This is a genomic window from Sphingomonas natans, assembly GCF_030546695.1.
Taxonomy (GTDB): domain Bacteria; phylum Pseudomonadota; class Alphaproteobacteria; order Sphingomonadales; family Sphingomonadaceae; genus Sphingomonas_I; species Sphingomonas_I natans.
Map to the genome: position 1 here is coordinate 442,745 of NZ_JAUOTP010000001.1, position 13,008 is coordinate 455,752.

15 protein-coding genes and 1 riboswitch are annotated in these 13,008 nt (G+C 67.0%); of the genes, 11 read left to right on the forward strand and 4 right to left on the reverse strand.

Translation table 11 applies throughout. The annotated features are described in order from the left end of the window. Nucleotides 1-45 precede the first annotated feature (45 nt). Nucleotides 46-139, reverse strand: a riboswitch (glycine riboswitch). 101 nt (nt 140-240) lie between these two features. Further along, entirely contained in the window at nt 241-903 is a 663-nt protein-coding gene (locus tag Q4F19_RS02095) for a hypothetical protein (protein WP_303539477.1), read from the reverse strand. Nucleotides 904-994: 91 nt separating this feature from the next. Here Q4F19_RS02095 and ispH point away from each other — a divergent pair, with 91 nt between their 5' ends. The 3 genes from ispH to rnhA are packed head-to-tail and all read left to right on the forward strand — an operon-like array spanning nt 995 to nt 3,394. Beyond that, nucleotides 995-1,969 carry a 4-hydroxy-3-methylbut-2-enyl diphosphate reductase gene (ispH, locus tag Q4F19_RS02100; RefSeq protein WP_303539478.1) on the forward strand — a complete coding sequence of 325 codons (975 nt, stop codon included), beginning with the start codon at nt 995-997 and terminating at the stop codon, nt 1,967-1,969. Nucleotides 1,970-1,979: 10 nt separating this feature from the next. Continuing rightward, nucleotides 1,980-2,939: a homoserine kinase gene (gene thrB, locus Q4F19_RS02105; protein ID WP_303539479.1), complete on the forward strand. Its 960-nt coding sequence runs from the start codon at nt 1,980-1,982 to the stop codon at nt 2,937-2,939. Then, nucleotides 2,936-3,394 (forward strand): ribonuclease HI, encoded by a 459-nt coding sequence (rnhA, locus tag Q4F19_RS02110; RefSeq protein ID WP_303539480.1) that lies wholly within the window; start codon nt 2,936-2,938, stop codon nt 3,392-3,394. The genes thrB and rnhA overlap by 4 nt, the downstream gene beginning before the upstream one ends. A gap of 7 nt (nt 3,395-3,401) precedes the next feature. On the opposite strand, the gene Q4F19_RS02115 is transcribed toward rnhA, so the two are convergent. Further along, nucleotides 3,402-4,499, reverse strand: a complete 1,098-nt coding sequence (locus Q4F19_RS02115) for an NAD(P)/FAD-dependent oxidoreductase (protein WP_303539481.1) — start codon at nt 4,497-4,499, stop codon at nt 3,402-3,404. A 49-nt stretch (nt 4,500-4,548) separates the two neighbouring features. On the opposite strand from Q4F19_RS02115, the gene Q4F19_RS02120 reads away from it, so the two are divergent. The 8 genes from Q4F19_RS02120 (at nt 4,549) to Q4F19_RS02155 (ending at nt 11,855) form a co-directional block, all read left to right on the forward strand. Continuing rightward, nucleotides 4,549-5,013: an A24 family peptidase gene (locus Q4F19_RS02120; protein ID WP_303539482.1), complete on the forward strand. Its 465-nt coding sequence runs from the start codon at nt 4,549-4,551 to the stop codon at nt 5,011-5,013. A 42-nt stretch (nt 5,014-5,055) separates the two neighbouring features. Beyond that, nucleotides 5,056-6,087 (forward strand): Flp pilus assembly protein CpaB, encoded by a 1,032-nt coding sequence (gene cpaB, locus Q4F19_RS02125; protein ID WP_303539483.1) that lies wholly within the window; start codon nt 5,056-5,058, stop codon nt 6,085-6,087. Nucleotides 6,088-6,089: 2 nt separating this feature from the next. After that, nucleotides 6,090-7,670, forward strand: coding sequence for a type II and III secretion system protein family protein (locus tag Q4F19_RS02130; protein WP_303539484.1), 1,581 nt, complete (start codon nt 6,090-6,092; stop codon nt 7,668-7,670). A gap of 14 nt (nt 7,671-7,684) precedes the next feature. Continuing rightward, nucleotides 7,685-8,050: a CpaD family pilus assembly lipoprotein gene (locus Q4F19_RS02135; RefSeq protein ID WP_303539485.1), complete on the forward strand. Its 366-nt coding sequence runs from the start codon at nt 7,685-7,687 to the stop codon at nt 8,048-8,050. Nucleotides 8,051-8,052: 2 nt separating this feature from the next. Then, nucleotides 8,053-9,306, forward strand: coding sequence for a pilus assembly protein CpaE (locus tag Q4F19_RS02140; RefSeq protein WP_303539486.1), 1,254 nt, complete (start codon nt 8,053-8,055; stop codon nt 9,304-9,306). A gap of 13 nt (nt 9,307-9,319) precedes the next feature. Next, entirely contained in the window at nt 9,320-10,282 is a 963-nt protein-coding gene (locus Q4F19_RS02145) for a type II secretion system F family protein (RefSeq protein ID WP_303539949.1), read from the forward strand. Next, nucleotides 10,282-11,265: a type II secretion system F family protein gene (locus tag Q4F19_RS02150; RefSeq protein WP_303539487.1), complete on the forward strand. Its 984-nt coding sequence runs from the start codon at nt 10,282-10,284 to the stop codon at nt 11,263-11,265. Before Q4F19_RS02145 ends, Q4F19_RS02150 begins: the two co-directional genes overlap by 1 nt. Nucleotides 11,266-11,351: 86 nt before the next feature. After that, a complete protein-coding gene (locus tag Q4F19_RS02155; protein ID WP_303539488.1) occupies nt 11,352-11,855 on the forward strand; it encodes a hypothetical protein in 504 nt (167 codons plus the stop codon). 22 nt (nt 11,856-11,877) lie between these two features. Here Q4F19_RS02155 and Q4F19_RS02160 read toward each other — a convergent pair whose 3' ends face one another. Together Q4F19_RS02160 and Q4F19_RS02165 are read right to left on the reverse strand one after the other, a co-directional pair. Continuing rightward, the gene (locus Q4F19_RS02160; protein ID WP_303539489.1) at nt 11,878-12,684 is read right to left on the reverse strand and encodes an EF-hand domain-containing protein; all 807 of its coding nucleotides are present in this window, start codon (nt 12,682-12,684) and stop codon (nt 11,878-11,880) included. Then, entirely contained in the window at nt 12,684-12,995 is a 312-nt protein-coding gene (locus Q4F19_RS02165; protein ID WP_303539490.1) for a hypothetical protein, read from the reverse strand. Before Q4F19_RS02165 ends, Q4F19_RS02160 begins: the two co-directional genes overlap by 1 nt. Between the last annotated feature and the right edge of the window lie 13 nt (nt 12,996-13,008).

A 13,008-nucleotide genomic window follows, 5' to 3' on the forward strand; every position in this document is an offset into this window, starting at 1 on the left:
GGTGGGCCGCCGCGAAACCGCGCCGACCGCTTTCCAGAGTGTCTTAGCGAACGCGCGGTCCTTGATACCTGAGAGTTTCCGGGGCGGTTGCTCCTTCGGCGATCGGGCCACCGGCCCGGTCTTCTCCCGCGCGTCCGTCCACCGGATGACCGGCAGCGACAAATCAGGGATGCCGCTCCGCCACGATGAAGTCAATCGGGCGTTGGAAATTCAATCGATTATCGATGAATCCCGCACGGATCAGCGAGTCGCGTTGTAAGCTAGTTGGGATTGCGTCAGCTGGAACCCTATCACGAGCTCGAAACTGGCTTTGCTCACCGCGGCGCGGGTCCTAGGGTCGGCCATCGGATCGATCGAGGCGTCGGCATCGGTCGCCTTCCGCTTGCGGTTGAGCTGCGTCGAGATGTTATCGGGCAGCGAGGCCGCGGCGCGATTGACCTCCGCGGCGGCGGCGGCGCGTCCCTGCCCGGTCAACTTGCCGTCGTCGAAATGCACCTGGACCTGGCCGAGCTGCTTGGAGACGATCGTGGTTCCGCTGCGCATGACCGTCGCGAAATAGGGCAAGGTAATGTCACGGGCTCCGGATGCGCTGGCGCGGCGCGCGACGACGTCGAACGTGACGTTTGCCTTCACCGGCGATCCGGTCTGATCGCAGGCGCTTTGCAGGTTGGTGATCGTGGCCACCACATCCAGCGCCCGCGCGTCGCGGCTCTCCACTGGACTGAACAGCGAGACGTCCCCGGTATAAGCGGCGACGGCGACGGCCGGGCAGACCGATCGCGTGATCTTCATGCCGCCCGTCTCATCCAGCTGGTTCTTGCCGGCGCAACCGGCGAGCATGGAGACGGCGACCAGGGCCAGGGCTGAGCGGGAAAGCGTCACGCGGTTCTTCCTCTTGACCATGTGCCGGCCTCTATGAAGAGTTCCGGAAGACAGGCAGCGGCTCATAGGAAGCGCCTTCCTTGGAGGCAAGCAACCGCGTAAGGGCTTTGCGATGGACGACGGACAAGCCGCCCCTTCGCTTTCGACGAAGATCCCGATGGACCTGCTGATCGCGGCGCCGCGCGGCTTTTGTGCCGGGGTGGATCGCGCGATCCGCATCGTGGAGCTGACACTCCAGAAATATGGCGCGCCCGTCTTTGTACGCCACGAGATCGTCCACAACCGCTTCGTCGTCGACAGCCTGCGGGCACAGGGCGCGGTGTTCGTCGAGGAACTGGACGAGGTCCCCGACGGGCGCCCCGTCGTCTTCTCGGCGCACGGCGTTCCCAAGGTCGTCACGGGCGATGCCGAGGATCGGGGCCTCGATTATGTCGATGCGACCTGCCCGCTCGTCTCGAAGGTGCATCGCCAGGCCGAACGCCTCATCAAGGATGGCCGCCACATCCTCTTCATCGGCCATCGCGGCCATCCCGAGGTGATCGGGACGCTGGGTCAGGTTCCGGAGGGCGCAATGACGCTCATCGAGACGGTCGACGACGTGCAGGCGCTGGCGCCGCCGAATGCCGACGAACTCGCCTTCCTGACGCAGACGACCCTGTCGGTGGACGACACGGCCGAGATCATCGCCGCTCTCCGTCGCCGCTTTCCGTCGATCCTCGCGCCGCGCGGCGAGGACATTTGCTATGCGACGTCGAATCGGCAGACCGCGGTGAAGCTGCTGGCGGCGCAATGCGACGCGCTGATTGTGCTCGGCGCGCCCAATTCCTCCAATTCGGTACGCCTCGTCGAGGTCGCGCGGCGCGAAGGCACGCGCGCGACGCTGATCGAGCGCGCCGCCGATCTCGACATGTCCTGGCTCGAGGGCGTTCGGACGCTGGGCATCACGGCCGGCGCCAGCGCACCGGAACTGCTTGTCCGCGAACTCGTCGATCGCCTCGGCACGAGCTTCGCGATCACCGAGCGCGAGCTGGACGGGATCGTCGAGACGATGACGTTCAAGCTGCCCCGCAGCCTCGAAGCAGCCTGATCCTCCGACCATGGCTGTTTATACGCAGGTTTCGGCCGAGCAACTGGCCGAATTGCTGATCCGCTTCGATCTCGGCGAGCTCGTCTCGGCAAAGGGCATCGCCGAGGGTGTCGAGAACAGCAATTATATCGTCGATACAACGCGATCGAGGTTGATCCTCACGCTGTACGAGAAGCGGGTGGACGTCGCCGATCTGCCCTTCTTCCTGAGTTTGCTCGACCATCTCGCTGACCGCGGCCTGCCCGTGCCGCGCGCGTTCGCGGATCGGAAGGGCGAGCAGATCCAGCAGGTCACCGGCCGGCCGGCCTGCCTGATCGAGTTTCTCCCCGGCTTCTCGGTCAGCCACCCGACGCCGCCCCAGACCCGTTCCACCGGCGAGGCACTCGGGCAGATGCACGCGGCACTCGCCGATTTCACGCTGGAGCGCCCCAATTCGCTCGGCCTACCTGGATGGCGTGCGCTCGCCGAGCGGTGCGGCGCCGATCTCGATGCGATCACGCCGGGCTTGCGCGCTGAGATCATGGCCGAATTGGACTGGCTCGACCAAAACTGGCCGGCCGATCTTCCGCGAGCTGCCATCCATGCCGATCTGTTTCCCGACAACGTCCTGATGCTGGACGACGCCGTGGCCGGGGTGATCGATTTCTATTTCGCCTGCACGGACATTCGCGCCTGGGATCTGGCGGTCACGCATTCGGCCTGGTGCTTCGCGAATGACGGCACCGCCTACGATCCGGCGCTCGGGCGCGCGCTGATCGACGGCTATGACTCGGCGTTTCCGCTTATGGCCGAGGAGCGGGCGGCGTTCGCCGTGCTGGCGCGCGGCGCCTGCGTCCGCTTCCTGCTGACGCGGGCATGGGACTGGCTCAACACCCCGGCGGACGCGCTCGTCACGCGCAAGGATCCGCTCGCTTTCCATCGTCGCCTCGATCTGTATCGAACCGCGAGCGCGCAGAGCCTCGGGCTGTGACCGAGCCGACGGCCGTCGAGATCGCCACCGACGGCGCGTGCAAGGGCAATCCGGGCCCCGGCGGCTGGGGCGTGCTCCTGCGATCGGGCGGCACGGAACGCGAACTGTCCGGCGGCGAGCCGCAGACGACGAACAATCGCATGGAATTGATGGCGGCGATCGAGGGGCTGCGCGCGCTCAAGCGGCCTTGCCGGGTCAAGCTCTCGACCGATAGCCGCTATGTTCTCGACGGGCTGACCAAGTGGGTCGCCGGATGGCAGCGCAACGGCTGGAAGACGGCCTCAAAGCAGCCGGTCAAGAATGACGATCTGTGGCGCGCGCTGATCGAGGCGGCGGCACCGCACCGGATCGATTGGGTGTGGATCAAGGGCCATGCCGGCCATCCGGACAATGAGCGCGCCGACAAGCTCGCGAGCGACGCAGCGCTCATGCAGATGCGCAACAAGGGGCGCTAAGTCTCTCTTATCGGCTAAATCGTCTTGGCGAATAATGTTCCGGGTCGATATTCGCGGCGAACGGATCGGCTGCCTTGCCCAGTAACAGCGCGGCCCCGATCGCGGCCGCGGCCGGCGCCGTCTGGATGCCGAAACCGCCCTGCCCGGCGAACCAGAAGAAGCCGGGCACGCGATCGTCGAAGCCGTAAACGGGTGCCCGATCGGGAGCGAAGCTCCGCAGGCCGGCCCAGCTCCGCTCGCGCCGGACGATCCGCCAATCGACCGCATGCTCCAGCCGGTCGATGGCAATCGCGACGTCCAGCTCTTCCGCCGCGACATCATGAGCCGCGACGGGCGATTCATCGTGCGGCGATAGCCACAGGCGCCCCCCCGCCTCCGGCTTGAAATAGAAGCGCTCCGCCGCATCCATGACGAGCGGCATGTCCGCCGATGGCGCGGGATCGGTCCGGAGCTGGACGATCGTGCGGCGGTGCGGGGTGATCGCGATCGGCGCCGCGCCGGCCAGAGCAGCGATCTCGCTGGCCCAGGCCCCGGCCGCATCGACGATCAGCCGTGCGCGCACATCGCCCGCGGTGGTCCGGATCGTCCAGGCGCCGCCCGAGCGGAGGATTTCGAACACCTGCGCGTCGGTGATCACCGTCGTGCCTGCGCGCCGCGCGTCGGCCAGCGCATCGGCATGATAGCGCGCGACGTCGATATCCTCGCAGCTGCGCTCTTCCAGCGCGCGGGTGTAATGCGGGGCCAGGCCGGGAATGCGCGCCTCGAGCTCGGCGCGGTCGATCGCGCGGAACGCCGGCGCCCTGCCCGCAAAGGCGTCGCCTAGCGCGGTCAATGCGGCCTCCCCATCGGCATCGGCGATGTGGAGGCAGCTTCTGGGGCTCAGATAAGGCGCGAGGCCCGCATAGGATGCGGTGGTCAGTGGCTGGACCGCAGGCCCGCCATAGCTTTCCGACCAGAAGGCCGCCGAGCGTCCTGTCGAATGATAGCCCGGATGCGCCTCGGCCTCGATCAGCATGACCTTGGCGTGCGGTGCGAGCGCCGCAGCCAGGGTCGCGCCGGCAATGCCCGCGCCGACGATGGCGATATCGGTGCTCCATTGGTCCATCGCGGCGTGGTTACGTTTTTGAAAGCGGGTGCGTCTAGTGCATCACCCGATGACCGCCGCGTCCCTCCTCCTGCTCGCCCTTACGATGATGCTGATCGTCGCGGCGGGTACCGACGTGCGCGCGCGAATCATCCCTAACCGATTGAATCTAGCGATCGCTCTGCTCGCTCCCTTCTGGTGGTGGGCAACCGGCGCGACCGGACAGACGATCCTGCTCCATCTCGCCTTTGCCGGCGGCGCGCTGCTCCTGTTCGGGGCATTGTTCGCGCTGGGCATGATGGGCGGTGGCGACGTCAAGCTGATCACCGTGCTCGCGCTCTGGCTCCCGGCCCCGGCGATGCTCTCGATGCTCGTCTGGATGGCGATCGGCGGCGGGGTGCTGACGATTTTTATGCTTGCTCTTCATGCGCTTCGGCGTGCGCCGGGCCGCCCCGAGGTGCCGTATGGCGTGGCCATCGTCGGCGCGACATTCGTGGCGATGGCAAACGATATTTTAACCACCCAGCTCGCATGACCGCTTCGCCCACAAAGGCGGAACAGGATCTTCGAGGCTGACATGAATTCACGAAAGCTGATGCTGATGGCCGGAGCGCTGGTATTCGCGCTCCTCTCGGCCATGCTCGCCCGAAACCTGATGGGCGGTGGCGCGGCCCCGACGGCGCAGGCGGCGGCCACGCCCCAGGTCACCGGCCCCGAAGTGCTCGTGGCGACGCGATCGCTGCCGGCCGGCACGATCATCACGCCCGACGCCTTCCGCTATCAGCCCTGGCCGAACGAGCTCGTCCAGCAGGCCTATTTCATCCGCGGCACGACCGATCAGCAATCGCTGAACGGCACGGTCGTCCGCCTGCCGATCACCGCGGGCCAGCCGATCACGCAGGGCGCGCTGGTGAAGCCGGGCGATCGCGGCTTCCTCGCCGCGGCGTTGGTGCCCGGCATGCGCGCCGTGACCATTTCGGTGAGCCAGGCGAGCGGCGTGGCGGGCTTCGTCTTCCCGGGCGACCGGGTCGACATCCTGCTTACCCAGAGCGTCGCCGGTGGCGGCGATGGCGAGCCGCTGCACGCGACCGAGACGATTATTCGCAACGTGCGCGTCCTCGCCACCGACCAGAAGACCGACAAGAGCGTCGACGATGCCGGCAAGACGGTCGTGACCGCCTTCTCCAACGTCACGCTGGAAGCGACGCCGAAGCTCTCCGAGAAGATCGCCGTCGCCCAGACGCTGGGGTCGCTTGCGCTGTCGCTGCGCCCGATCGCGGACGACCGCATGGAGCTCGAGCGCCAGATCGCAGCCGGCGAGATCACGGTTCCGGAAAAGGGCGATCCTCGTGCGGTGAAGCAGATGCTGCTGCAGGTCGCATCCCGCCCGGTCGAGGCCGATACGTTCACGACGGGTGCCGAGGTCTCGCGCTTCGCCCGCGGCGGCGTGCCCGGCAAGAGCGACGTCGCCGCGCCTGCGGGTCCCGTCGCTCCCGCCCAGCCCAGCCCTGCGTCTTTCGGACAGGCCGCGACCCGCGCGCACGGCCCGGTGATTACGATCACGCGCGGACAGACAACAACCGAGACGAGCGTGGGCGGGGGAAATTGAAGATGCGTTCCATGTATAAGGGCGCCGTGACCGCGACGAGCGTTGTGGGTCTGGCCGCTGCCTCCTTCGTCGCCATCCCGGAAGCCGCCTGGGCCGATGCCGCGCCATCGGCGATGTCTGCCGACGCGGACTCGTTGACGACGGTCGATATCGCGAGCAGCTCGGCTATCGGCGACGTCGCCGGCGGCGCCGGGTTCCGCGGCACGGAGCGCCCCGCGGCGCGCGCGCAGATGCCGAGTCGCTGGCTTTCCATGTCCGTCGGCACCGGTCAGCTGATCGTGCTGCCCCGCCCGATGTCCGGCGTGTTCATCGCCGACGACAAGGTCGCCGACGTGAACGTGAAGAGCCCGACCCAACTCTATCTGTTCGGCAAGGCCGCCGGGCAGACCAGCATCTATGCGACCGACAAGAGCGGCGCCGTCGTCTGGTCGAGCCAGGTCCGCGTCGGCAGCAACATCGCCGATGTCGGCTCGATGCTCCGCACGGCGATGCCCGAGCAGGACATCAGCGTCACGAACATGTCGGGCATGATCCTCCTTACCGGTACGGTCGTCGCACCCAAGGATGCCGAGGAAGCGCAGCGGCTGACCGAGCTGTTCACCGCCGGTGGCGTGCAGGTGATCAACCATCTCAAGATCGCGACGCCTCAGCAGGTGAGCCTGCACGTCAAGATCGCCGAGGTCAGCCGTTCGATCAGCCGCCAGATCGGCGTCAATCTTGCCAACCGGGATGGCAGCGGAGGATTCCTCTTCGGCGTTGACCAGGGCGACGCTGGCACCATCAAGACAAATGTCGGCGCGCAGGATCCAGCCTCCGGCGCGAAGGACGGTGATACCGTATTCTCCTTCAACAACATTGCGGGAACGACGCTCGGCTTCGCCGGTCACGCCCTCGGGCTGGATCTTCTCGCCACCCTTCAGCTCAACGAGAATAACGGGCTGGTGACGACGCTCGCCGAACCGACGCTCGTGGCGCTTTCGGGCGAGACGGCGAGCTTCCTGGCCGGCGGCGAGATCCCCATCCCGCAGAGCCAGGGGCTCGGCACGGTTTCGGTCGAATTCAAACAATATGGCGTAAGCCTCTCGTTCACGCCGACGGTCCTGTCGGGTGGCCGCATCTCGATGCGCGTCCGACCGGAAGTGTCGCAGCTGTCGGACGCTGGCTCGGTGAAGCTCAACGGCTTCACCATTCCGGCGCTGACGACGCGGCGCGCGGAAACGACGGTCGAGCTCGGCTCGGGCCAGAGCTTCGTGATCGGCGGATTGCTGCAGAACAGCCACAACAATTCGACCGACAAGGCGCCAATCTTGGGTGATCTTCCGATCCTCGGCGCGCTGTTCCGCTCCAACTCCTTCAAGAAGTCGGAGACCGAGCTGATGATCGTCGTCACGCCCTATATCGTGAAGCCGGTCGATGCCGCACGGATCGCGCTCCCGACCGACGGCTATCGGTCGCCCATGCCGGTTCAACGGATCCTCGGCGACAGGCCGAGCGATAGCGTTTCGGGTGCCAGCCGGCCCATGCCGCATATGGCTCCGGCGCCTGCCGCCCCTGTCGCCCCCACCGTACCCGCGAATTCCTGAGCGAGGATCACGTCATGAAGATGCTTCCCTTGATCGCGCTTGCGGCCCTCCTGCCGCTGGCCGGCTGTGCCGCCGGCGAGCGCGGCGTCGTTTCGGCGCACCAGCCGATCGTGACTGCCGTCGGCGCGTCCGTGCCGAACTGCCCCGACTGGAGCGATCGGGATCTGCCGATGAGCGAGGGCCAGTCCAGCAATTATGGCTGCGCCACCGCCGTCAATCTCGCCGCGATGATCGCCGATCCGGCCGATCTGGTGCGAGGCCGCACCGACGCCTCCACCGGCACCGATCCCGCACTTGCCGCGCGTGCGATCAAGTCGTGGCGCGAGACCGGGACGACCGGAAAGCAAGGCGTCGACAAAACCAGTTCGAAGGGCAGCTGATCATGAACGCCCCTTTCAATCCCCATCTCGCGCTCCGCGATCCGTTCAGCGCCTTTCTCAGCGACGAAGAGAGCGATCACGTCGTTCGCAACGTCGCCAGCGGAATGGGCTGGCCGCTCGAGCGCATTCACGACGGCGGCATCCGTTATGCCGTTCAGACGCTGGCCGTCTCCGCCAGCCCGAACCTGCTGCTGATCGACCTTTCCGAATCCTCGGATCCGCTCGAGGATATCAACGGCCTCGCCGAGGTATGCGAGCCGGGGACGATCGTGCTGGCGTGCGGACGGGTCAACGACGTCCGCTTCTATCGTCACCTCATTTCCAGCGGCATCCAGGACTATTTGCTGAAGCCCTTTACCGAGGATCAGCTGCACGAGGCGATCGTCCAGGCGCAGACACTGCAGAACGGTCAGCGCGAGGCGGACGCGAGCGACGAAGCCCCGCACATCATGACGGCGGTCGTCGGCGTACGCGGCGGCGTCGGCGCGTCCACGCTCGCGGTCTCGACCGCCTGGCTGCTCGCCGAAACCCGCAACCGGCAGACGGCTCTGCTGGATCTCGATGTCCATTTCGGGACGGGCGCGCTGGCGCTCGATCTGGAGCCCGGCCGCGGCCTGACCGATGCGATCGAGAATCCAAGCCGCATCGACGGCCTGTTTTTGGAACGCGCACTCGTCCGGGCGACCGCGCGGCTCGGCGTGCTCTCGGCCGAGGCGCCGATGCACCAGCCCCTGTCGGGCGACGGCACGTCCTTCTTCCAGCTGCAGGAGGAACTGCGCAACACCTTCGCCTGCACGGTCATCGATCTTCCGCGCCATATGCTGATCGCGCATCCGGCGCTGCTGCAGGCGGTGGGCGTGGTCGTCGTCGTCACGGAACTGACGCTGGCCGCGACCCGCGACACGATCCGCTTGCTGTCCTGGCTCAAGTCCAATGCGCCGCAGGCGCGTATCGTGCTCGTCGCCAATCGCGTGCCGGCGGGCGGCGTCGAGGAGATCAGCCGCAAGGATTTCGAATCGTCGATCGAACGCCAGATCGATCTGGCGATCGGCTATGACGCCAAGGCCGTGTCCGACGCCGCCAAGCTGGGCAAGCCGCTCGCGGAATCGGCGAGTAACTCGAAGACGGGCCAGTTGCTCGGGACGCTCGCGACGCTCGTCATCGGCGAAGAAGCCACGCAGCGGAAGACGAACAAGTCGCTGATGGGCCGCCTCGGAGATCTCCGGGCGCATCTGCCGCGCAAGCGCCGCGCCTGAGCCGCCGGTCGTGATGCTTATCCTCGTCCTGCTCCTCGTCCTCGTCAGCGGCGGCGGCATCGTCTTCGCGCTGCAGGAGAATGCGCAGCGCAAGTCGCGCAACCGCCGGCTAGAGGCGGTCAAGGAGCGGCACGGCGCGGGCAACGTCATCGAGACGCAGCTGCGCAAGATCACCGCCGCGCATAATGCGGGCGGCCGGATCGAGAACGGCTTCGCGCGCCTGCTCCCCAAGCCCGAACTGCTCGAGCGACGGCTGGAGATGACGGGCCGCGACTGGACGATCGGCCAATATGCAACCGCCTCGGGTATCCTCACCGCGATCGCCTGGGCCTTGTTGCTGGCGCGCGGCACGTCCTTTCTGTCCACCTTGTTCCTCGGCGCGCTGATCGGGATCGGGCTGCCACACATGATCGTCGCGCGGATGGCCAAGAAGCGCGTCGCCAAGTTCATCCTGCGCTTCCCCGACGCGATCGAACTGCTGGTGCGCGGACTGCGCTCGGGCCTGCCCATCTCCGAGACGATGAGCGTTGTCGCCAATGAGGTGCCCGAGCCCGTCGGCAGCGAGTTTCGTGCGGTCGCGGACCGGATGCGCATCGGCCGGACGATGGAAGCCTCCCTTCAGGAAACGGCCGATCGGCTGCAGACGCCCGAATTCCAGTTCTTCGTCGTCAGCCTCGCCATCCAGCGCGAGACCGGCGGCAACCTGGCCGAGACGCTCGGCAATCTCGCCGATGTGCTGCGCAAGCGCATGCAGATGAAGCTCAAGATCAACGCGATGTCGTCCGAATCGAAGGCATCGGCCTACATCATTGGTTCGCTGCCCTTCATCGTGTTCGGGCTCATCTGGTATATCAACCCGGCCTATATGGGGACGTTCTTCACCGATCAGCGCCTGATCTACGCGGCCTTCGGCGGCGGGATCTGGATGAGCATCGGCGTCTTCATCATGGGCAAGATGATCAATTTCGAGATTTGATGATGATGTCCTCCCTCAACGGCATCGATATGAACCTCGCCGGCACGCTGATGTCGGCGGCGGCGCTCTTCTCGCTGCTCGTCGCCATGTATGCGGGCTTCACCGCGCGCGATCCGATGGCGCGGCGCGTCAAGGCGCTGAACGAGCGGCGCGAGCAGCTGAAGGCGGGCATCACCGCCTCCACGCGCAAGCGCGCCAAACTCAACAAGACCAGCCAGACGACCGATCGGATGCGCAGCTTCCTGTCGGGCCTGAAGGTGCTGCAGGATACGCAGCTGAAGGAAGCGCAGACCAAGCTCTCGCAGGCCGGTATCCGATCGAAGGACACGGCGATCGCGGTCATCTTCGCGCGGCTGATGCTGCCGATCGTTCTCGGCGGCACCGCGATCGTCCTCGTATATCTGCTCGACATGTTCCCGGATTGGGGCTGGGCAAAGCGTTACGCGCTCGTCGCGGGCTCGCTCGTGCTGAGCTACAAGGCGCCCGACATCTACCTCAAGAACCTGATCACCAAGCGCACCGCGCTGATCCGCAAGGGCCTGCCCGATGCGCTCGACCTGCTCGTCATCTGCGCCGAGGCGGGCCTGACGGTCGATGCGGCCTTCTCCCGCGTCGCTCGCGAGCTCGGCAAAAGCTATCCGGAACTCGGCGATGAATTCGGGCTGACCGCGATCGAGCTCGGTTTCCTGACCGAGCGTCGCCAGGCGTTCGAGAATCTGGCCAGCCGCGTCGCGCTCGATTCGATCCGCGGCGTCGTCACGACGATGATCCAGACCGAGAAATATGGCACCCCGCTCGCCTCGGCGCTGCGAGTCCTCTCGGCCGAATTCCGCCACGAACGGATGATGAAGGCCGAGGAAAAGGCCGCGCGGCTGCCCGCGATCATGACCGTGCCGCTGATCCTGTTCATCCTGCCCGTGCTGTTCGTCGTCATTCTCGGGCCGGCAGCCTGCTCTATCAGCGATAATATGTTGAAGAACTGAGCCGGACGGCCCTCAAACGGTTGACGGAACGGCGCGACGGCGTGATCGTTGCCGTTGCGAAACCGAAAAGAGAGGCTGCCCGCTACATGCCCACCTTCACCACCAACCAGTGGGTGATCCTGTTCCTCGTCTTCGTCCTCGGCTGGCTGCTGGGGCTGCTCTCGCGCTCCACCAAGAAGTGGCGCCGCGCCTTCGAGGCGGAGCGCGATGCCCGTGTCGAGGAGGAGCGCGAGCATGCGGCTGAGCTGGAGACATGCCAGGCGCGGATCGTCGAACTGGAACGCGCACGGCCCGTCGTCGCGACTGCGGCGGTGCCGGTCGCCGCGTCGCTCGCGACGCCGGGCGACCTCGATCTGCGCCGCGACGATCTCAGCCTGATCCGCGGGCTCGGGCCCGAGGGCGAGCAGGATCTGAACGAGGAAGGCATCTACCGCTACAGCCAGATCGCCGAGATGACGTCGGCCGAAGAGATCGAGCTGGAGGACCGGCTCGGCGCCGACCGCGGCTATATCGGCCAGGAGGAATGGCGGAAGCAGGCGCGCCTGCTCGCCGACGGCAAGCTCGACGAGCATCGCCGGCTTTATAGCTGAGCCGGAAGCGCCGCCGACCCGATCAGGCTTCGGGCGGCGGGGGTGGCGGCCCGTCCTGGCCGCCGCGTCGCCGGAAGTGAGGCGCGGCGAGCTTGGGTAATTCCTTGGGCGTGATCACGCCGTCGCCATTCGTATCCAGCAAGGCGAAGCGCCGCCCCGCCGCATCGACGAACTCCTTGTCGGTCACGCTGCGGTTGAGATCGGTATCGGCCGCGGTGACCGGCTCGGGCGTCGCGATGTAACCGAAGCGTCCCGCGCCGGATGCGCGATACTGGTAGCCGGCCTTGGCCCCGCCGCCGGCGGGCGGACCACCGCTCATGCCGCCATCGGGCGGTCCGCCGCCACCCATACCACCACCCTCGCCGCGACCGCCGCCCATGCCGCCGCCGCCGCGACCCATTCCGCCACCATGCCGACCGCCGCCACCGGGCGGACGGCCGCCTTCGCGCGGCGGACCCTCGCCGGGACCGTCGCCGCCCGCGCCGATCTCGGGCAGGACGATTTGCTCGTAATTGTCGATCTCGGTCGGGCCGATCGTCCGATCGTGATTCAGATCGAGCGTCGCGAAAAAGCGCATCGCATCGGCCATGAATTCGGTGCGGGTCAGCTGCCCGTCATGATTGGCGTCGACGCCGGCGAACCAGTCCTTCTCGGGCGCCTCGCCGCCGCGAAAGGGCTCGCCCATCGGGCTGACGAACAGGCGACCGAAACGCGGGCGCTGCGGCCTGCCGTCGACGGTGATCTGCCCGGAGGGTTCGGCGGGCGGGGTCTGGGCGGCGGCGGCGGTGGCGCCGAGCAGGGCGAGGACGGCGATCGCGCGGCGGTCCATCAGCGCCAGCGCCCCTGCTGCCCCGTCATGAAGGAGAAAGCGGCAGTGGCATTGTCGCCGAGCGGGACGATCGTGGAGCCGTACAGCGCCCGCCCGCCGCGCGAGCCGATCTCCATGCCCACCTCGCCGTGGATCTGGCGATCGAGGCCGTTGATCGGCAGCTCGCTCTCGGGCCGGTTGGCGGCGGCATCGAGCACGGCGGCGCGGTCTTCGGCCGAGAGCGCGATCGTGCCCGGTGCTTCCTGGGCGAAGGCCGGGGTCGCGCTCAGCGAGAGCGCCATGCCCAGCAGTCCGATTGCGATCCTGTTCACGCCACGCTCCTCG